The organism is Bacillus cereus group sp. BceL291, assembly GCF_051776705.1.
Lineage (GTDB): Bacteria > Bacillota > Bacilli > Bacillales > Bacillaceae_G > Bacillus_A > Bacillus_A cereus.
The window spans coordinates 65841-83487 of the sequence record NZ_JBPWAP010000016.1 but is presented as its reverse complement, the minus strand read 5'-3'; the positions used below and the strand labels follow the sequence as shown (position 1 = coordinate 83487).

Below are 17647 nucleotides of genomic sequence, written 5' to 3'. Positions count from 1 at the left end.
GTATATGGGAGCTTCATAATTCTTCTTCATATTTTTTAAAGAAATCAGTCGTTTGCCTAACCATTTTATATTTCACATCTTGCAGATGGAACAAGACAGAAGTATCACATTGATTTAGTTGCCTCATTTTCTCATATCTACGCAACTGCTGTTTTCTTCCTCTTTTTTCTTGTGTTGATACGAAAATTTTAACAGGTACACAAGATGGAAGAAGCGTAAATGATTTCTTATTTATTTTTGATTCTAATTCTTCTTCTTTGGCATCATACGCCAAACTTAATTCCTTCACGAGTCTCTTGTAAAAAAATTTATGCTCTTTCTCAAAACTTACATATTCCGGTAAATCTAAACACGGATTTAGCATAACAACAGAACGAATACATTCAGGATATTTGTTCATCATTTCAAGTGCTACAAGCGCTCCCATACCATCTGCCATAATGTGCATTTTCGCATTTAACGTCTCTTTTCTCAAAACAACATCATACAAACGTTTTGCCAGACGAACAGATTGATCGTTTCCCCAATGTCTTCCGTATAAATTAGAGGAAAAGACCGTGTAGCCTTGTTCAATAAGACCATGTAAAAAATAAGATTTACCCGCATGTTGTGTCCATAAACTTGTACCATTCTCAATAAAGTAGTTATAATCACCGAGGAGCATAACAGAAAATCCATTTGGCTTCTCCGGTAAATAAATGACACATGGTTCTTTTTCTAAGTAAAAAAAACGTTCCGTAATACTCATTTTTCCCCCGCCTTATTTTCTAAACATATAAAAGTACTCTTTTATAATGTATGAACGGAATGCAAATTTGCGTTGAAAAATCTACAAATATTTTTCTATATTCTTTTTTCAATTGTGTTACAATAAGGACAGATTGAACGAATAGAGGTGTAAAATATGCGTTTCATTTGGGCATTAATTTGGTCGTTCTTACTTGTACATATGATGAGCTATGTAATCGGCTCTATGACTGGCGGTACATACGACTTTAACCAAGCGTCTATTTTCTCAGTTGTTCTTGCTGTGTTAGTACTAGCAATTTCAGCTGCAATTCCAAACGAGCCAGTAGAACAACACTAAAAAAAGAGTCCGGATTTTATCCGAACTCTTTTTTATTTTTATTTCACATGAACGACTAATTCGTTATTTTCTACATCAACAACTACGTGACTATTGTCAGTAATTGTTCCTGCAATTAATTCTCGTGCTAATTTCGTTTCCACTTGACGCTGTACGTATCGTTTTAATGGACGAGCTCCGTACATTGGGTCGAAACCAGCTTCTACAACAAATTCTTTTGCTGCATCTGTTAATTCTACTGTAATGTGACGGTCAGCTAGACGACCTTGTAGTTCTTTTACAATTTTATCAACAATGCCTTTAATTTCATTCGTTGTAAGAGGTTTGAATAAAATAATTTCATCAACACGGTTTAAAAATTCAGGGCGGAAATGTCCTCTTAATTGTCCCATTACAAGATCTCTTGATTCCTCTTTAATCGAACCATCTTCTTCTAATCCATCTAGTAAATGAGCAGATCCAATATTTGAAGTCATAATAATAACTGTATTTTTAAAGTCCACTGTACGACCTTGCGAATCTGTAATGCGCCCATCATCTAACATTTGTAATAAAATGTTGAATACTTCTGGATGTGCTTTTTCAATTTCATCTAATAAAACAACGGAATATGGTTTACGTCTTACCGCTTCTGTTAATTGACCACCTTCCTCATATCCTACATATCCAGGAGGTGCACCAATTAAGCGTGACACTGCGTGTTTCTCCATATACTCAGACATGTCAATGCGAATCATTTGCTCTTCACTATCGAATAAAGACTGCGCTAACGTTTTTGCAAGTTCTGTTTTACCAACACCTGTTGGTCCTAAGAAGATGAAAGAACCAATCGGGCGGTTCGGATCTTTAATACCAGCGCGAGCACGAAGAACTGCGTCTGACACTAAGCTTACTGCTTCCTCTTGTCCGATGACACGCTCTGATAAGATTTGCTCTAAGCGTAATAATTTCTCGCGTTCACCTTCCACGAGTTTCGCAACAGGAATACCCGTCCAGCGTGAAACAATATCTGCAATTTCTTCTTCACTTACTTCCTCACGTAATAAACGATTTTCTTGTTTATTATGCGCGCCCATTTCTTCCGCTTCTTTTAACTCTTTTTCAATTGCTGGAATTTTCCCGTGACGAAGTTCGGCTGCTTTATTTAAATCGTAATTACCTTCTGCTTCTTCTAATTCACGACGCAGACGTTCTAAATGTTCACGTAAGTCACGAACTTTGTGAATGTCTTCTTTTTCTTTCTCCCACTTTGCTCTCATACCACTTGCAACTTCTTTTAAATCCGATAATTCACGTTGCAATGTTTTTAGACGCTCTTGGCTACCACGATCCGTTTCTTTTCCAAGAGCCGCTTCTTCAATTTCCAGCTGCATAATGCGGCGCGTTACTTCATCTAATTCTGTTGGCATAGAATCGATTTCTGTACGAATTGTTGCACACGCTTCATCAACAAGGTCAATTGCTTTATCAGGTAAGAATCGATCTGAAATATATCGATCTGATAAAACTGACGCTGCTACAATCGCACGGTCATGAATATTTACACCGTGATAAATTTCAAAGCGTTCTTTTAATCCACGTAAAATTGAAATTGTATCTTCAACAGTTGGTTCTTCTGCTAATACTTGTTGGAAACGTCTTTCTAGCGCTGGATCTTTCTCAATATATTTGCGATATTCATCGAGCGTCGTCGCCCCGATACAATGCAGTTCACCACGCGCAAGCATCGGTTTTAACATATTTCCTGCATCCATGGCTCCTTCTGTTTTACCAGCTCCAACTATTGTATGAAGTTCATCAATGAATAATAAAATGCGTCCTTCACTCTTTTTAATTTCATTTAATACAGCTTGCAGACGCTCTTCGAACTCACCACGGAATTTCGCACCAGCTACGAGTGCACTCATATCTAACGCAAAAATCGTTCTATCTTTCAATCCTTCAGGTACATCCTTTTTCACAATACGCTGGGCTAGCCCTTCAACGATTGCTGTTTTACCAACACCTGGCTCCCCAATTAAAACCGGATTGTTTTTCGTTTTACGTGAAAGAATACGGATTACACGTCGTATTTCACTATCACGGCCGATTACAGGATCGATTTTCCCTGCTCTCACTTCCGCCACTAAATCACGACCATATTTTTCTAACGCTTCATAAGTTGCTTCTGGATTTTGACTCGTCACTCTTTGATTCCCCCGAACTGTCATTAAAGACTGTAATAAGTTATCTTTCGTAATATGCAATCTTGTAAATAATTGATTTATATCGCCTTTTTCTTCAGAAAAAGCAAGCAACACATGTTCTACTGAAATGTAATCATCCTGCAGTTTTTCTGCTTCTTTCCCTGCTCTTACAAGCAGTTGTTGCAGAGCGCTCGTTACATACAATTTTCCAACTTCTGCACCGCTCCCCGTTACAGAAGGTTTCTTTTTAATTAAACTTTCAGCACCTTGCTTTAATGCTTCTATATCAACATTCGTTTTTTGAAATATACGTACTGCTAATCCATCTTGCTCTTCTAATAATGCAAGTAATAGATGAACAGTATCCACCTCTTGGTGATGATGAGATACCGCTAAAGATTGGGCACTCATAATCGCCTCTTGTGTTTTTGTTGTCATTTGATTTAAGTCCATCTTTACAGCCCTCCAAAAGTTTGACTTTCTTTGACCTTTGATTTGATTATACGCCAACTGACTTTTTTATACAATAATTTTGCCTATGTATTTTCAAACTTATTATTTGAAAAAGAAAAAGAGAGCATTCATTATACTGCTAAAAAATACGGTAAATGAAATTACAATGTGTAACGACAAAAAAGCCGCAATAATGATTGCGGCTTCTGTTACGGTTTTCTTTTATATGTCCACTGGCGGTTATGATTCGTGTTATCCGGAAACTTTTCACCGGCAGTTAATTTCACCATTTGCGGATCTTTCACCATACTTCCCGTTTCACCAATTTCTACGTAAATGCCATCATTCGGCGCTTTTTGTCCAGAACGAAACCTGCGATTTTGTCCCATCTTCATTCTCCTTCCATGACGTCTTGCCTCATTAGTATATCCATTTTAAAAGAAAGCTGTTCTGTCATGTTTAGGAAACAGTACTACATCTCATTCTTGTACATATATATGAATGACACAAGCGTAAGCAGGGATTTCTTTCCTACTTGTAGAAAAAAAAAGAAACCAACCTACTCTAGGCTAGTTTCAAAGGAGAGTCAAACATATACGAGAAGATTACATGTTCATTATATGCCTCACCACACGAGCAATGTAACCCTTTTCACAATTTGTACATAATGAAAGAAACATTGTTTGAACTTTCTAAAAAGATGTTGACTTTTCTTAATTTCCAACGATAAATAGTAGACACCACAGCACTTTGAGACGTAAGATGGATATATAGTGAAATTTCCATCTATGGTGATTTCACCGAGCCTAACCTCTTATTTCTGCATATTAAAAACGGAAATACAGATAGATACAAAAAAATTATTATAAGAGGTGAAATTATGAACAAACAACATTTAATCGCATTAGACTTAGACGGCACTTTATTAACAGACAACAAAATAATTTCCACTCGAACGAAACATACAATTGCAAAAGCAAAGGAACAGGGACATATTGTTGTTATTTCAACAGGACGTCCATTCCGTGCTAGTTACGATTACTATAAAGAACTTGATCTTAACACACCTATCGTAAACTTTAACGGCGCTTACGTACATCATCCTCTTGATTCAAACTGGGGAACACATCACTCTCCTCTTGAGCTAGCAACAGCGCAAGAAATTGTCCGAGCTTGCTTTGATTTTGGCGTAAAAAATATATACGCGGAAGTAATGGACGATGTGTATGTTCGTGAAATTGATGAAGATAAAAAACATATTTTCGAATTCGGCTCTCCTAAGATTTTTACCGGAGACTTATTAAATATTTTAAACGATCATCCAACTTGCTTATTAATTGACGCACATGACGAGCATTCTACTGCAATTCGTCAACATTTAACGGATATGCATGCGGAAGTAATCGACCATAGAAAATGGGGCGCACCTTGGCCGATTATTGAAATTGTGAAAAGCGGATTAAATAAAGCAGTTGGATTACAAAAAATTTCTAGTCATTACAACATTCCACAAGAGCGCATTATCGCTTTCGGTGATGAAGATAATGATTTTGAAATGATTGAATTTGCTGGTCATGGCATCGCAATGGGAAATGCCATCCCTGAATTAAAATCACTCGCAAACCATACGACGTTAACGAACGAAGAAGATGGTATTGCTTTATATTTAGAAGAGGTTCTTGGGTTGTAATCTAAAAATTCCCTACTTATAGTTTCCTGCCAAATGTCCATACTATAAGTAGACGCATGAGACATTGCGTCGATTGTTTTCAGCTAAATAAAGGGGGTTTTTCGAATGGGTAAAAAGAACAAATCAAAACGTTTTATCCAACAAGGAGCCGATGCTGTTATGAAGCATGATGCAAGATTCCCGTACAGAGGTACATTAGCTGAGGCAGAAAAAGCAAGAAGTAACTCTTCTTTTGGAGGGGTTTAAATGGGGAACTTACTATTCCAACAAGCTAGAGATGCTGTTGAAAATGCCGTATCTTGTTCAAGCGGTACTGAGCAACAAGATCTCGTGTATAGAGCAAAAAATGCTTTGCAATCCGCTTACGCAAACTCTTCAACTGCTGAAAAAGTTCAGCTCCGTGAAATGCAAGAGCAATTGCAAAACATTACGAATTTACATTAAAAAAGAGGACCAACTTTGGTCCTCTTTAATCTTTCCGAAACAATCCGAACACCCCAACTGTTTGCAGTATATTTGTAAATGCACCTGGGTCCACTTGTCTAATAATCCTCTCTAATTCGTATAACTCGTAACGGGTAATAACCATCATTAACATTTCTTTATTTTCATTCGTATAAGCACCTGTTGCTGGTATCGTTGTAATCCCTCTTACTAATCGCGAGTGAATCGCCTTTCTTACGTCTGCCCCATTCTTCGTAACAATTAATGCTGTAATCTTTACATGACGAGTATGAATTGCATCAATAATTCTCGTTGATACATATAAAGTCACTAGCGTATACAACGCTTTTTCCCATCCATATACATAGCCAGCAGCGATAATGATAATTGCATTAAAAAAGAAAAAGTATGTACCGACAGGCTTATCTTTTATTTTTGATAAAATCATGGCGATAATATCTAATCCACCTGTAGAAGCACCCCACTTTAAAGCAATCCCTACTCCAATTGCCGAAATAATCCCGCCAAAAATCGCATTTAATATGATATCATTCGAAACCGCTCTAACAGGGATGATTTCTAGAAACAGAGTCATAAATATAACACAAAGAAAACTAAAAAAGGTGAAGGCCTTTCCAACCTTTTTCCACGCTAAAATAACGACAGGAATATTAAATAAGCTAAACAATACTCCCGTAGATATGTGAATCGATAAAAAATCACCTAATATTTGTGATAATAATTGAGACAATCCAGCAAAGCCGCTCGCATACACTTTTGCTGGCGTTAAAAATAAATTCATCCCAATCGCGTTTAATAAACCTGCGATGATTACAACGATTAACTTCTTTATAAGTTCAGTATAATTCAACTTCAAATCCATTTCGAATCCACCTTTACCCTTCATAAATGCACCGCTATACATAGTCTTTACGAAAAAGGAAATGATAAACGTACAACGTTTAGAAATGGAGTTGATACATATGCCACATACGAGTGATAACGACAAAAAAGCACGCGATAATAACGCAAAACGCACACAAAAAAATGAGCAAGAGCAAAAAAATATTCAGCAAGGTAAACGTGCATACTCTAAAAAGACCGATCACCTTTGATTCCATCGTACATCAACAATTATGTTGATGTACTTTTTTACATTTTAAAGGAAAAAAACATTAAAAATTCACTTCATGTTCACTTCTATATTCTACAATAGCGATAACATATTCGGATGAGGTGTTGGCATGAGAGGGAAACATATTTTCATTATTACTGCACTAATAAGTATATTGATGTTATCTGCTTGCGGACAAAAAAACGGCTCAGCTACAGTCGCTACAGCAACAGACTCGACCATTACAAAGGATAACTTCGAAAAACAATTGAAAGATCGTTACGGAAAAGACATGCTATACGAAATGATGGCACAAGACGTCATCACAAAAAAATATAAAGTATCTGATGAAGAGGTAAATAAAGAAGTAGAAAAAGTAAAAAAACAATATGGAGATCAATTCAAAAAAGTATTAGAAAATAATGGTTTAAAAGATGAAGAGGATTTCAAAAATCAAATTAAGTTCAAACTTGCTATGAATGAAGCGATTAAGAAAAGCATTACAGAGAAAGACGTAAAAGACCACTATAAGCCAGAAATTAAAGCGAGTCACATTTTAGTAAGTGACGAAAATGAAGCGAAAGAAATAAAGAGTAAACTAGATGCTGGTGCTTCATTTGAAGAATTAGCAAAACAAGAATCACAAGATCTACTATCAAAAGATAAAGGCGGAGACCTTGGATACTTCAATTCAGGTACAATGGCTCCTGAATTCGAAAGGGCTGCCTACAAACTAAATGTTGGACAAATTAGCAATCCCGTAAAATCATCAAACGGTTATCACGTTATTAAATTAACTGATAAAAAAGATTTAAAACCTTACGATGAGGTAAAAAACTCTATTCGCAAAAACTTAGAGGAAGAACGTACTGCTGATCCTGTATTCAGCAAAAAATTGTTACAAGAGGAATTAAAAAAGGCAAATATTAAAATAAATGATAGTGATTTGAAAGATACATTTACTCTTGTTTCTCCGCAAGGAAATTAAAAAAGCACAACCTTATTTTTTTAAATAAGGTTGTGCTTTTTAATCTTTCATCAATATTTCCAACTTTTTCTTCAAGCTTTTGTAATGCCAATTGATGTGATCTAATTCTATCTCCACTTCAATTAGCGCATCTATTAATTCTTCTTTAGACTGTTGTGAGTTCATAATATTTTCAAGTAATTGTTCGAATCTTTCAGTGCTCTCATATATATCATGTAAATCAACTGCTGCTATTTCGTGTTCTTTTTCAAGGGATAATACCGAGAGACTCTTTATCAATTGTTCCAGTACATTATCTTGCATTTTCGTACCTCTCTTTCAATATCTCATCATCATAAGAAATTATAAGATATACTGCGTTATAAAATTTCATATACACACCTTTTCGTCAAAGCGTATTACCCACACTTATTTTTGTTTAATAACTCAGATATCTAATCCCGGATAGCCCCTAAATATTAGGGCATTCATTCAAGCCCATTGCTAATTATCATACTTCCAATTATCCATAAAGTTTCTATTTCACGGATGCTCTCTAGTTTCTTTATACTCATCAATAATATATCCTGAATAAGCAGTAGCCTGCCTCTCATATCCAATTCTCGTTAGTCTTATATCATTAATCCATTGAAAATAATGTGTTAGTTCATGCGCAATAGTAAACAAATATCCTCCCAAAGCGTCATCTTTCCCTCTTTTCTCTAGCTCATCGTAATAATCTCCTGTCGAAATACGAATATACGGCTCATCATTTCGATCAAATGGTTCAAAGAAAGTACCATAGACCAACTCACCATCCATCGCCTTTATTTTATATGAAGATTTTACATAAATAGGTACTCTAATTGGAAAAAAATATTCTCGGCGTATCCATTTACAAAACTCTTTAATAGCTCTTCTCACTTCAGGATCAACATCTTTATCGAATTTTACTCGTAGTCCCATGCGATGACTCTTCTCTTCTAGATTATAATATTTCCGCCAATTTGTTAGTATCCAAATATGCATATAATCATCCTAATTATTTTATATTTTTAATACTGTCAGCGTTGTAAAAATTCAAAACACAGTGTAAAAGCTATCACAATTTTATACATAAAATGAAACTTTAATCAGTGATGATCTTACTGCCCGGCAAATAGCAGGATAGGCAGTACAAACACTGCGATAAATCTCTTATATTCTTTTAGCCTTTTTAATGAATCACATAAGAAATACTACAATCAAAATCTCACTTAAAAAACTACATAATAATTAACCATATATTTTTAAAACTTTATAACATACCTCTTCTATAACTTTAGTTTCCATCCTGCCTACTTCTTTCACAATATCTACCTTATAGAGCGAATACATTATTAAAAATAAAAAGAACTATCCCTTCTCTTAAAAATTCAGAGAAAGAATAGTTCTTTTTTCATCCACCTTATTTCTTAAAGTACGTCCAACCTTCTTCTTGGTAAACCTTTTCTTCTTTCATCAACTTACCAAGTGCGCGCTTAAATGCAGCTTTACTCATGTTAAAGCGTTCTTTAATATCTTCTGGATGGCTCTTATCCCAAAACGGCATTGCTCCGCCTCGTTCTTCCATATATGCATAAATTACTGCAGCATCATCTTCCATTCCTTCTTCTTTACGAGGAAGAAGTGAAATGTTAATTGTACCGTCATCTTTTACGTCAATAATACGGCCCGTTACACGCTGACCGATGCGGACTTGTTCTTTTCTTTCTGTATGGTGTAGGAAAGCACGGAAATGCTCATCCGTTAGTATGAATGAACCAACTTGAAGTGAACGATATACACGTCCGTTTACGTTTTTATTACGCATAGATGGCGTTGCATCTACGATAATTTCTTGCATATCACTGTCTCTTGCCGGAAGAGCAATTAAACGATCACGATTCGTTAATTTTAACGTACAATATAATTCGTCGCCTACTTCTGGCCATACCGGCATATAAATCGGGAACTCATCAGCTGGAATTAGTATATCTTTTGACACACCAATATCAACAAACACACCTAAACTAGGAATAACTTCTACAACCTTTACCCAGTTCCAATCATAAGTTGTAATAATTGGTTCCTTCATTGTTGCTGAAATACGATTTTGGTGATCAAGGTATAAGAATACATCAATCGTATCGCCTTCTTCAATTTCTCCAGCCACTTCGTTTTTATGTAGGAAAATTTCTTCTTCTTCATTCCCAACCATATATCCGATTTCCGTTTCGCGTAAAACAGTTACCTGTTCAATCGATCCTATTTGCAAATACATATTTTTTAATTCCCTTCTATATATATAAAATTATCTTTTTTATCATTCCAAACAAAAGTTAATTATAACATGATTTTTCCTATATTTGTCCAACTGCCCAAAATTCACTATAATAAAATGAGGTTACATGAATATAAGTACGAAAACACTTAAGTCTAGACTCGTTTTCAGCTATACTTTAGTATGTACAGTACATAAAAAGATTAGAAATTTATTTGGAGGTGCTAACTATGGCAAAAGATAGTTCTTTTGACATCGTTTCGAAAGTAGAATTACCTGAAGTAACAAACGCAATTAATATCGCATTAAAAGAAATCCAAAACCGATATGACTTTAAAGGAAGTAAAAGTGATATTAAATTAGAAAAAGAAGTACTTGTTTTAACTTCTGATGACGAGTTTAAATTAGAGCAAGTAAAAGACGTTCTTATCTCTAAACTTGTAAAACGTAACGTTCCAATTAAGAACTTAGATTACGGAAAAGTTGAAGCTGCAACTGGCAACACTGTTCGCCAACGCGCAACACTTCAACAAGGTATCGATAAAGATAACGCGAAAAAAATTAACAACATCATTAAAGAAATGAAATTAAAAGTAAAAACACAAGTACAAGATGATCAAGTACGTGTTACAGCAAAAAGCCGTGATGACTTACAAGCAGTAATCGCAGCTGTTCGTAGCGCTGATTTACCAATCGACGTACAGTTCATTAACTACCGCTAAAAAGAAAACTCCTCTTAATTAGAGGAGTTTTCTTTTTTGTCTTGTAGAGACAATATTACGAGAACAAACTATAGAAAAAGGTATATGCGGTGAAAATCGCTAAGTGAACAGGGTCTAACCATACGCATACTTTACAAGTGACCGTATGATTAAACTAGGCCTTATTGTAGAATTTGTTTTATACATGTATTTAGCAGACCTTATTGAAAATAAGAAAAAGACACCTCAAGACGTTTCCCCCTTCGATTTGAATTACTTTTCTTAGTAACTACACCCTAGACCAAAGTCATCTTAAAAATCGCTGTAACTCATAATTCCTCCCCCCGCCAAAACGTAACAATTTATGAGTATAAGAATATTTCCCAACCTTTAATGTATTGTAAAATTAATAAGGAACTTAAAAAATGTTAATTAAAAAAGAGTTAGAAGTGGTTATATGAAGAAATTAATACTATGGTTTTTATTGGCCACATTCTCCCTAAATACTGTAGGATGTTCTAATAATGCGAATTCACTAACGGATAAGTCTAACTGTATCAACAAAGCTTGGTACAAAAAAACTATGTCATGTAATCATTTAAAAAACATTAAATAGTTAATGATAAAAGTCATAAAAAAAGACACCTCAAAGCGCCTTCCTCCGACTTGAACCATCTTAATTTTAATTATATTTGGATGGAGTTAAAAAGAAGCATAAATGGTTAATAAAGATGCAGACTTCAAAATAAAAAGTACACTAAGTAAACTCTTATTCAAAAATTTATATTAAACACTAATATTTTAGAAGAAAGTTTATAAGTTTAGAACCTACAGGGATTTTCCCTGTAGGTTCTATTATATTTCAAGTAATCCCCAAATGAATTATGAGTGGCTTTTTTCATTTTGGTTTTCAAAATATTTTTCTTTAACCATTTTTATCAGATTTTCTTTTTCTGTTAGTTCAAATATAAATAATGCTTTTTTCATGTTATTTGCAATATCTTCTTCATTCTGTTGTTTAAATCTCAATAAATTCCATCCCTTTAAATAGTAAAGTTCACCTAATAAGTATAAAGTATTTAGATTAATAGCTAATTTGACTTTGTGAACATATTCCATGACATAATTCGGATTGTGATATATTTTTTTTAATTCTAAGCTCTTTAATGGTAATACCCAAATCGTAAAATTCCATTTTCCACCTACTATTTAGCACTGTATTAGTATAAGAGTATTCTCTAACTTTTAATGTAATGTAAAATCAATATAGTTACAATTATTGATTGCTTCAAAGATTCTTCCCTATCGGTGCTAACACAAAAAACAGGTTAGGAAGAACATCCCCTTCCTAACCTGGCCCTCCTCTCACTAGGGACGTTTTCATTCTCACATCGTTTCTCTTAAGAAATTTCATATCAACAGAATAAATACTATCGCGCCACCGAACAAACTTACATATACAATAAGAAGACATGAACATAGAGCCAGCAACTTCTCATCTACGTTTCCTTTTAACTGCAATTAAAAACGCAATAAATAATACATTCACACCAACGATTAAGGAGATAAATAACCAATTCACACCTGTTTCTCCGTTAACTTTATACACGTTTGATTCTTCACGCTTTAAAACGAGATAAAATTTTCCGTTTCCCTCTCTTATAATTTCATCCTGCAACAATCCTCTTAACTCTTGTTTTTCACCAATTGCACCTGCAGGTAAGGAGACTTTTTGTGTTTCTTTCGTATTATTAATTGCTACTAAAGTTACTTCATCTTTATATTTTCGTTTTAGTATGCTCATCCCGCTCTTATCATACAGAAGCTCAAACGTACCGCGTCGTAAAGACGGTCTCGCCTGCCTAAGTTCACCTAGTTTTGTTATGTGCTGCATAAATTTTTCGTCTGACTTAAAATCCATTAATCGTCTATTATCGGGTACACTTCCTCCATCTAATGCAATTTCAGTTCCGTAATAAAAATTCGGAATTCCAGGTGATGTTAACAAATAAGTAAGCGCCCGTTTTAAACGTGATGGCGGATAATACATATTTTCTTTTGCAATACGCGCATATCTTTTTGTTTCTTGATCATCTAAAAACGTAACAAATTCTCCTTCTTTTTTACTCACATCGTATAACGATTTCACCGATACATCTGCTTTAGAAAACGATTCTACTATTTTTTCGTTGTATTCACCATCCTCCTTTGTCATAATACGAAAATCTTTCTTTATCACTTGCATATCTTTTTGCGCGTTATCCCAAAAGGAACGCGGCTTTTTTTCACTATGTATAACATAGCTTCCGTCTAAATCAACTTCTTTTATCCACCATTTCATTGCGTCAATTACCTGTCGTTCGTTTTCTCCAAGTGGAAATTGAAATACAACTTTCATTCCTTTTGCATGAGCTTCTTTTACAAGTTCTTTCACATCATTGTCTGTCCCGAAATGTTCATTTACCTTTTTAAAATTTCGCACGTCTAATCCATCGTACTTTCCACTTTCAAAAAGCGGCGAAAGCATAACGGTAGTAAAACCCATTTCTTTTATGTAATCCAACCTTTTTATAATTCCTCTTATATCCCCGCCTTGATACCCTTCTAAATTACCAACTTCTAACTGCTTGTCATTTTTCGGTTCTCCATTATTGAAGCGATCAATCATAATGGAGTATATAACTTCATCTCGCCACTCTCTTTTTTCGTCTGCAAAAGTATGTATTGGTACAAACAAAACAACAGCTAAGCAAAAACAAATGAATAGTTTCCTAGTCCGTATTTTTCCCACACGCATCCCCCAAGTTCTTTAATTGTAAGAATATTATACCAATTTTCTGAATGAAGCGCATATGTCGATTTTAATCCTCACAAAATAATTCATGTTAGGTTTTATTACATCATATATATAATCTTCTGAATTTTTAGTTGATTTTCGGTTTAATTTCGAATATGATATGAAACATAACAAATATATGTTATTTTTTCTAACATTATAGGAGGAGAGATCATGGATATGGGAGATACAGTTTTTATGTTTATGGCGACAGTAATGGTCATGTTGATGACACCAGGATTGGCACTTTTTTATGGAGGTATGGTTCGCAGCAAAAATGTACTCAGTACAACGATGCATAGTTATAGTGCAATGGCTATCGTTTCGATTCAATGGATTGTTATCGGCTATTCTTTATCATTCGGACCAGATTGGCACGGGCTTATCGGTACACTTGATTGGTTCGGTCTAAACGGAGTTACCTACGCACCAAATCCAGACTACTCATCTACTATTCCTCACAATTTATTCATGATGTTTCAACTCATGTTCGCCATTTTAACTCCAGCTTTAATTTCAGGTGCATTTGCTGAAAGAATGCGATTTTCTGCCTTTCTTATTTTTATCCTTCTATGGACAACAATCGTTTACAATCCTGTCGCTCATTGGGTATGGGGCGTCGGTGGGTGGCTAAGGGAACTTGGCGCCCTAGACTTCGCTGGCGGAAACGTCGTTCACATCACTTCCGGAGTTGCTGGTCTTGTATTAGCTATTTTCCTTGGAAAACGAAAAAACATAAATGGTTCTTCTCCTCACCATTTGCCATTTACAATGTTAGGCGCAGGTTTATTATGGTTTGGCTGGTTCGGCTTTAACGTCGGCAGCGCATTATCCTTAAACGACGTAGCGTTAACTGCATTTATTAATACAAATATAGCCGCCGCTGCCTCGGCTCTAACTTGGATGCTTTCTGAATGGTTCTTCCAATCAAAACCGACCGCAATGGGAGCTGCTTGCGGAGTTGTTTCTGGTCTAGTCGCTATTACACCAGCTTGCGGGTTCGTTACACCTTTCTCCGCCCTTCTTATCGGAGCAATTGGTGGTATATTATGCTTTGGCGCCGTTTTCTTCTTAAAAACAAAATTCGGGTATGACGATACACTTGATGCCTTTGGATGCCACGGCATCGGAGGAACTTGGGGCGGTATTGCAACAGGACTATTTGCAACTACTGCCGTAAACGGGGATGGTGCGAACGGATTGTTTTACGGAAACGCCGCGTTACTGTTTAAACAACTTGTAGCAATCGGGGCAACCTATGCCTTTACAATCATAATGACGTACACCATTATTAAAGTTATTAGCTTTTTCCTCCCCGTTCGAGTAGATGAGCACGAGGAACACATGGGACTTGATATTTCGATGCATGGTGAGAAAGCTTATGAGTATGTAGAAGAATCGGCAAATTAAAACGAAAAAGGTGTACTCCGTTCTAACACGGGGTACACCTTTTTCGTATATTCATAACGATACAATTATCTCAAACTATTGGTATATAAATATCCTTATCTATCTATTCGTATAAACATCTTACCTTTTCATTAGTGCATTTAAAACGAGTTGTACTGCAACCGCATCATCTAAATAGCCGATTGGAAATATATAATCCGGAATTACATCGACCGATAATATAAAGTAGATCAGCGCACTTCCCATTAAAGCAAGTTCTGCAGTCGTTCCCTTCTTCTTCGTAAATCTTTCATACAATTCTTTTAAATCATTAATAAACGGGCCAATACTGCTTACCTTTTGAATCTTTTCAAGAAACCCCTTTTCAATCGTTTCTTTGCCTTCTTCTGTTTGCGAATATTGTTCATAATTCGTTAATTGCTGCTCTACATTCGATATACTAAACTTTTGATCATAGAGCTGTGCGGATTCAAGTAAATGTTCAATGTTATTAATGGAAACATGAATATCCGATTGCTCCTCCTGTTTCGTTTCAATAGAATAGCCTGCTGCCACAAACAAATCACCAACTGGAACACCAAGACTCTCCGCGAACTTTTGCAAATGCTTCGGATTTGCCTTTCGCTTACCATTTACAATCATTGAAATAGTAGCCGTATCAATTTCAGTAAGCAAACTAAGCTTTCGCATCGATAAAGACTTTTCCTTAAGTAACTTTTTCAACAACAATCCAAGATTACTTTTTTCATTATCTTGAGACATATCTCATTCCCCTTTATTCACGAGAATAACCATAGTTATTATAAGAAAAACAACTATAATCTCTATACAATTCATATTAACAAATTTTTTCGACTATTTACAAGATAGAAGTCCTTTATATGTTTACATTTTGTAAACAAAAAAGCTATCTTAAAAAATTAAGATAGCTTTTCAACTCATTTTAACCATTTCCGTAATAATAAAAATACACTACCACAAATTATGTAAGAACTCACGAATGTGACAATTGCTATAAAAAATGAATGATGCATAGAAAAGGTCAGTACCATTAATAAGAAAGATACGAAGATTAAATCCAATAAAATAAAATACCCCGAACTTAAAACACTTTCTACTAATTGTAACTCCGATTCTAATTCCGAATATTTCAGTCTTTTATACAGTAATCTCACTTTCACTCACCTTCTATGAATTAATCAAAAAATGCAGCAAAGGCAATAACTAATAATAATGTTCCACTAATCAATGTACCAAACTGACCTAAAGTGAATTTACCGATGCGAACGTGAGCTATCTTTCTTCCCAACACAACTCCGCCCCATACTGTAATAAAACTACCAACTGCAGCTGCAATACAAATAGCAATTGGATTCAAACCGAACAAACCCGCTCCTAATCCATTTGTGAGCGCATTAGCAGATAAACCAATCCCAAGAAAAATAGACTCCACAAAACCGATTTCCCCAGATTTACCGATATTTTTCGTTAAGCCATTTATTTCAGTGTCCCCCACTTCTCCTTCAATCTCTTGCACCGAAACCTTCCGAGGAATTGCTAGTAAGATGATTCGGAGACCGATTATAACTAATAAGAACGAACCGATTACAACCGGCATTATCCCAGGTAAAATTTTTGATAGCCATAAGCCAAAATATATTCCTACTACACTAAATAAAAAGCAAATTACCGAAATAATAAAATTTGATAGATGACTAATTTTTATATTTCGAATGCCATAAGAAATCCCTACCCCTAAGTTGTCAATACTTGATGAAAACGTTAGCGCTAATACCATCATCCATGCTGCCATTTCGTTCACCCCTTCGTATTGTTGAACATCCCGGAAACTAACGTGACATACATAGCATGGAATATGAATATAGGGAGAAAATAACTCCCTATATTCCTTCCACTTAACAGCTCTGTTTAAAAACGGGGTAGAGTGAACCACTTCATTATATTCATGCGATTCACTTTTCCTTTTTCACGAACGGATTGAAAGATATCTCCCGTAAAAGATCCCATTTTAGTAGCAATCTCTTTTTGCATCGCCTTATTTTCAGATGCCGCTTTTACACTCAAGTCTAGTGCCTGTTCAAAATGTACTAACGCTTTTTCTAAATGGTAATCCACATCTTGTTCAACAGCTTTATGCGTCATTTCTTACTTCCTCCTTTTCCTCAACCTTTGCAGCTGCTTCAATTATCTCTTGTTCATTAGAATGTTCTTCTTCAACATAAGAAAGTTCTTTCTCGAATTGTTTTTGCATTCTATCCATTTTCGCTTCTACAATAATATCTTCCACTTCTTCTTTAATCGTTTCAAAAGTAGACTTCACACCTTTTGCACCTGATTCAACAAGTGGACGGAGTGTATTTCTTACAACAGGTAATAAAGCGGCACTTGCTAACGCTAAAGTAGATCCAATAACAATTTTTCGTATCATTTTCATTA

21 protein-coding genes and 1 pseudogene are annotated in these 17647 nt (G+C 35.2%); 8 read left to right on the top strand and 14 right to left on the bottom strand.

Annotated features, from left to right (window positions below):
- Positions 1–13: 13 nt before the first annotated feature.
- Positions 14–748 (bottom strand): hydrolase, encoded by a 735-nt coding sequence (locus ACS2CR_RS13180; protein ID WP_000028691.1) that lies wholly within the window; start codon positions 746–748, stop codon positions 14–16.
- A 156-nt stretch (positions 749–904) separates the two neighbouring features.
- Here ACS2CR_RS13180 and ACS2CR_RS13175 point away from each other — a divergent pair, with 156 nt between their 5' ends.
- Positions 905–1087 (top strand): YjzD family protein, encoded by a 183-nt coding sequence (locus tag ACS2CR_RS13175; protein ID WP_001211116.1) that lies wholly within the window; start codon positions 905–907, stop codon positions 1085–1087.
- 38 nt (positions 1088–1125) lie between these two features.
- Here the strand turns inward: ACS2CR_RS13175 and clpB are convergent, their stop codons facing one another.
- Complete coding sequence (gene clpB / locus ACS2CR_RS13170) at positions 1126–3726, bottom strand: ATP-dependent chaperone ClpB (RefSeq protein WP_053513451.1); 2601 nt, start codon at positions 3724–3726, stop codon at positions 1126–1128.
- 209 nt (positions 3727–3935) lie between these two features.
- Complete coding sequence (locus ACS2CR_RS13165) at positions 3936–4115, bottom strand: YjzC family protein (RefSeq protein WP_000531421.1); 180 nt, start codon at positions 4113–4115, stop codon at positions 3936–3938.
- A gap of 491 nt (positions 4116–4606) precedes the next feature.
- Between ACS2CR_RS13165 and ACS2CR_RS13160 the strand changes: the two genes are divergently transcribed.
- From ACS2CR_RS13160 to ACS2CR_RS13150, 3 genes are all read left to right on the top strand, one after another.
- Entirely contained in the window at positions 4607–5416 is an 810-nt protein-coding gene (locus ACS2CR_RS13160; protein ID WP_001041232.1) for a Cof-type HAD-IIB family hydrolase, read from the top strand.
- A gap of 105 nt (positions 5417–5521) precedes the next feature.
- Complete coding sequence (locus ACS2CR_RS13155) at positions 5522–5662, top strand: hypothetical protein (protein ID WP_000516816.1); 141 nt, start codon at positions 5522–5524, stop codon at positions 5660–5662.
- Positions 5663–5860, top strand: a complete 198-nt coding sequence (locus ACS2CR_RS13150; RefSeq protein ID WP_000527407.1) for a DUF3813 domain-containing protein — start codon at positions 5663–5665, stop codon at positions 5858–5860.
- Positions 5861–5885: 25 nt separating this feature from the next.
- Here the strand turns inward: ACS2CR_RS13150 and ACS2CR_RS13145 are convergent, their stop codons facing one another.
- Positions 5886–6743 carry a YitT family protein gene (locus tag ACS2CR_RS13145; RefSeq protein ID WP_000364432.1) on the bottom strand — a complete coding sequence of 286 codons (858 nt, stop codon included), beginning with the start codon at positions 6741–6743 and terminating at the stop codon, positions 5886–5888.
- Positions 6744–6843: 100 nt separating this feature from the next.
- On the opposite strand from ACS2CR_RS13145, the gene ACS2CR_RS13140 reads away from it, so the two are divergent.
- The gene (locus tag ACS2CR_RS13140) at positions 6844–6975 is read left to right on the top strand and encodes a DUF3941 domain-containing protein (RefSeq protein ID WP_001120851.1); all 132 of its coding nucleotides are present in this window, start codon (positions 6844–6846) and stop codon (positions 6973–6975) included.
- A gap of 129 nt (positions 6976–7104) precedes the next feature.
- Complete coding sequence (prsA, locus tag ACS2CR_RS13135) at positions 7105–7962, top strand: peptidylprolyl isomerase PrsA (protein ID WP_001214215.1); 858 nt, start codon at positions 7105–7107, stop codon at positions 7960–7962.
- Positions 7963–8001: 39 nt separating this feature from the next.
- Here prsA and ACS2CR_RS13130 read toward each other — a convergent pair whose 3' ends face one another.
- From ACS2CR_RS13130 to ACS2CR_RS13120, 3 genes are all read right to left on the bottom strand, one after another.
- Complete coding sequence (locus ACS2CR_RS13130; protein ID WP_001153798.1) at positions 8002–8265, bottom strand: hypothetical protein; 264 nt, start codon at positions 8263–8265, stop codon at positions 8002–8004.
- Between the two features lie 219 nt (positions 8266–8484).
- Complete coding sequence (locus tag ACS2CR_RS13125; RefSeq protein ID WP_000548429.1) at positions 8485–8970, bottom strand: hypothetical protein; 486 nt, start codon at positions 8968–8970, stop codon at positions 8485–8487.
- 418 nt (positions 8971–9388) lie between these two features.
- Entirely contained in the window at positions 9389–10243 is an 855-nt protein-coding gene (locus tag ACS2CR_RS13120) for a CvfB family protein (RefSeq protein ID WP_000281260.1), read from the bottom strand.
- 230 nt (positions 10244–10473) lie between these two features.
- On the opposite strand from ACS2CR_RS13120, the gene ACS2CR_RS13115 reads away from it, so the two are divergent.
- Entirely contained in the window at positions 10474–10965 is a 492-nt protein-coding gene (locus tag ACS2CR_RS13115; protein WP_001040149.1) for a YajQ family cyclic di-GMP-binding protein, read from the top strand.
- Positions 10966–11826: 861 nt separating this feature from the next.
- Here ACS2CR_RS13115 and ACS2CR_RS13110 read toward each other — a convergent pair.
- Positions 11827–12045 (bottom strand): annotated as a pseudogene (locus ACS2CR_RS13110) (hypothetical protein); the annotation flags it as partial.
- Between the two features lie 394 nt (positions 12046–12439).
- Positions 12440–13741 (bottom strand): alpha-amylase family glycosyl hydrolase, encoded by a 1302-nt coding sequence (locus ACS2CR_RS13105; protein WP_309567969.1) that lies wholly within the window; start codon positions 13739–13741, stop codon positions 12440–12442.
- A 213-nt stretch (positions 13742–13954) separates the two neighbouring features.
- On the opposite strand from ACS2CR_RS13105, the gene ACS2CR_RS13100 reads away from it, so the two are divergent.
- Positions 13955–15190: an ammonium transporter gene (locus ACS2CR_RS13100; protein ID WP_000367127.1), complete on the top strand. Its 1236-nt coding sequence runs from the start codon at positions 13955–13957 to the stop codon at positions 15188–15190.
- 120 nt (positions 15191–15310) lie between these two features.
- Here the strand turns inward: ACS2CR_RS13100 and ACS2CR_RS13095 are convergent, their stop codons facing one another.
- The 5 genes from ACS2CR_RS13095 to ACS2CR_RS13075 all read right to left on the bottom strand — a co-directional run bounded on the left by ACS2CR_RS13095 (position 15311) and on the right by ACS2CR_RS13075 (position 17639).
- Positions 15311–15952 (bottom strand): DUF1232 domain-containing protein, encoded by a 642-nt coding sequence (locus ACS2CR_RS13095; protein ID WP_000076219.1) that lies wholly within the window; start codon positions 15950–15952, stop codon positions 15311–15313.
- A gap of 176 nt (positions 15953–16128) precedes the next feature.
- Positions 16129–16365: a hypothetical protein gene (locus ACS2CR_RS13090; protein ID WP_001238640.1), complete on the bottom strand. Its 237-nt coding sequence runs from the start codon at positions 16363–16365 to the stop codon at positions 16129–16131.
- Positions 16366–16385: 20 nt separating this feature from the next.
- On the bottom strand, positions 16386–17003 hold the full coding sequence (gene ytaF / locus ACS2CR_RS13085; RefSeq protein WP_000741933.1) for a sporulation membrane protein YtaF: 618 nt from the start codon (positions 17001–17003) through the stop codon (positions 16386–16388).
- A gap of 116 nt (positions 17004–17119) precedes the next feature.
- Complete coding sequence (locus tag ACS2CR_RS13080; RefSeq protein ID WP_000148974.1) at positions 17120–17353, bottom strand: hypothetical protein; 234 nt, start codon at positions 17351–17353, stop codon at positions 17120–17122.
- The gene (locus ACS2CR_RS13075) at positions 17343–17639 is read right to left on the bottom strand and encodes a hypothetical protein (protein ID WP_000619724.1); all 297 of its coding nucleotides are present in this window, start codon (positions 17637–17639) and stop codon (positions 17343–17345) included. Before ACS2CR_RS13075 ends, ACS2CR_RS13080 begins: the two co-directional genes overlap by 11 nt.
- Positions 17640–17647: the final 8 nt, after the last annotated feature.

Bases quoted from the DNA above. Each gene is read 5' to 3' on its own strand.
- clpB (WP_053513451.1), bottom strand. From the start codon at position 3,726: ATGGACTTAAATCAAATGACAACAAAAACACAAGAGGCGATTATGAGT.
- ACS2CR_RS13095 (WP_000076219.1), bottom strand. From the start codon at position 15,952: ATGTCTCAAGATAATGAAAAAAGTAATCTTGGATTGTTGTTGAAAAAG.
- ACS2CR_RS13125 (WP_000548429.1), bottom strand. From the start codon at position 8,970: ATGCATATTTGGATACTAACAAATTGGCGGAAATATTATAATCTAGAA.
- ACS2CR_RS13140 (WP_001120851.1), top strand. From the start codon at position 6,844: ATGCCACATACGAGTGATAACGACAAAAAAGCACGCGATAATAACGCA.
- ACS2CR_RS13155 (WP_000516816.1), top strand. From the start codon at position 5,522: ATGGGTAAAAAGAACAAATCAAAACGTTTTATCCAACAAGGAGCCGAT.
- ACS2CR_RS13080 (WP_000148974.1), bottom strand. From the start codon at position 17,353: ATGACGCATAAAGCTGTTGAACAAGATGTGGATTACCATTTAGAAAAA.
- ACS2CR_RS13165 (WP_000531421.1), bottom strand. From the start codon at position 4,115: ATGGGACAAAATCGCAGGTTTCGTTCTGGACAAAAAGCGCCGAATGAT.
- ACS2CR_RS13115 (WP_001040149.1), top strand. From the start codon at position 10,474: ATGGCAAAAGATAGTTCTTTTGACATCGTTTCGAAAGTAGAATTACCT.
- prsA (WP_001214215.1), top strand. From the start codon at position 7,105: ATGAGAGGGAAACATATTTTCATTATTACTGCACTAATAAGTATATTG.
- ACS2CR_RS13075 (WP_000619724.1), bottom strand. From the start codon at position 17,639: ATGATACGAAAAATTGTTATTGGATCTACTTTAGCGTTAGCAAGTGCC.
- ACS2CR_RS13120 (WP_000281260.1), bottom strand. From the start codon at position 10,243: ATGTATTTGCAAATAGGATCGATTGAACAGGTAACTGTTTTACGCGAA.
- ACS2CR_RS13130 (WP_001153798.1), bottom strand. From the start codon at position 8,265: ATGCAAGATAATGTACTGGAACAATTGATAAAGAGTCTCTCGGTATTA.
- ytaF (WP_000741933.1), bottom strand. From the start codon at position 17,003: ATGGCAGCATGGATGATGGTATTAGCGCTAACGTTTTCATCAAGTATT.
- ACS2CR_RS13180 (WP_000028691.1), bottom strand. From the start codon at position 748: ATGAGTATTACGGAACGTTTTTTTTACTTAGAAAAAGAACCATGTGTC.
- ACS2CR_RS13100 (WP_000367127.1), top strand. From the start codon at position 13,955: ATGGATATGGGAGATACAGTTTTTATGTTTATGGCGACAGTAATGGTC.
- ACS2CR_RS13105 (WP_309567969.1), bottom strand. From the start codon at position 13,741: ATGCGTGTGGGAAAAATACGGACTAGGAAACTATTCATTTGTTTTTGC.
- ACS2CR_RS13145 (WP_000364432.1), bottom strand. From the start codon at position 6,743: ATGGATTTGAAGTTGAATTATACTGAACTTATAAAGAAGTTAATCGTT.
- ACS2CR_RS13160 (WP_001041232.1), top strand. From the start codon at position 4,607: ATGAACAAACAACATTTAATCGCATTAGACTTAGACGGCACTTTATTA.
- ACS2CR_RS13150 (WP_000527407.1), top strand. From the start codon at position 5,663: ATGGGGAACTTACTATTCCAACAAGCTAGAGATGCTGTTGAAAATGCC.
- ACS2CR_RS13175 (WP_001211116.1), top strand. From the start codon at position 905: ATGCGTTTCATTTGGGCATTAATTTGGTCGTTCTTACTTGTACATATG.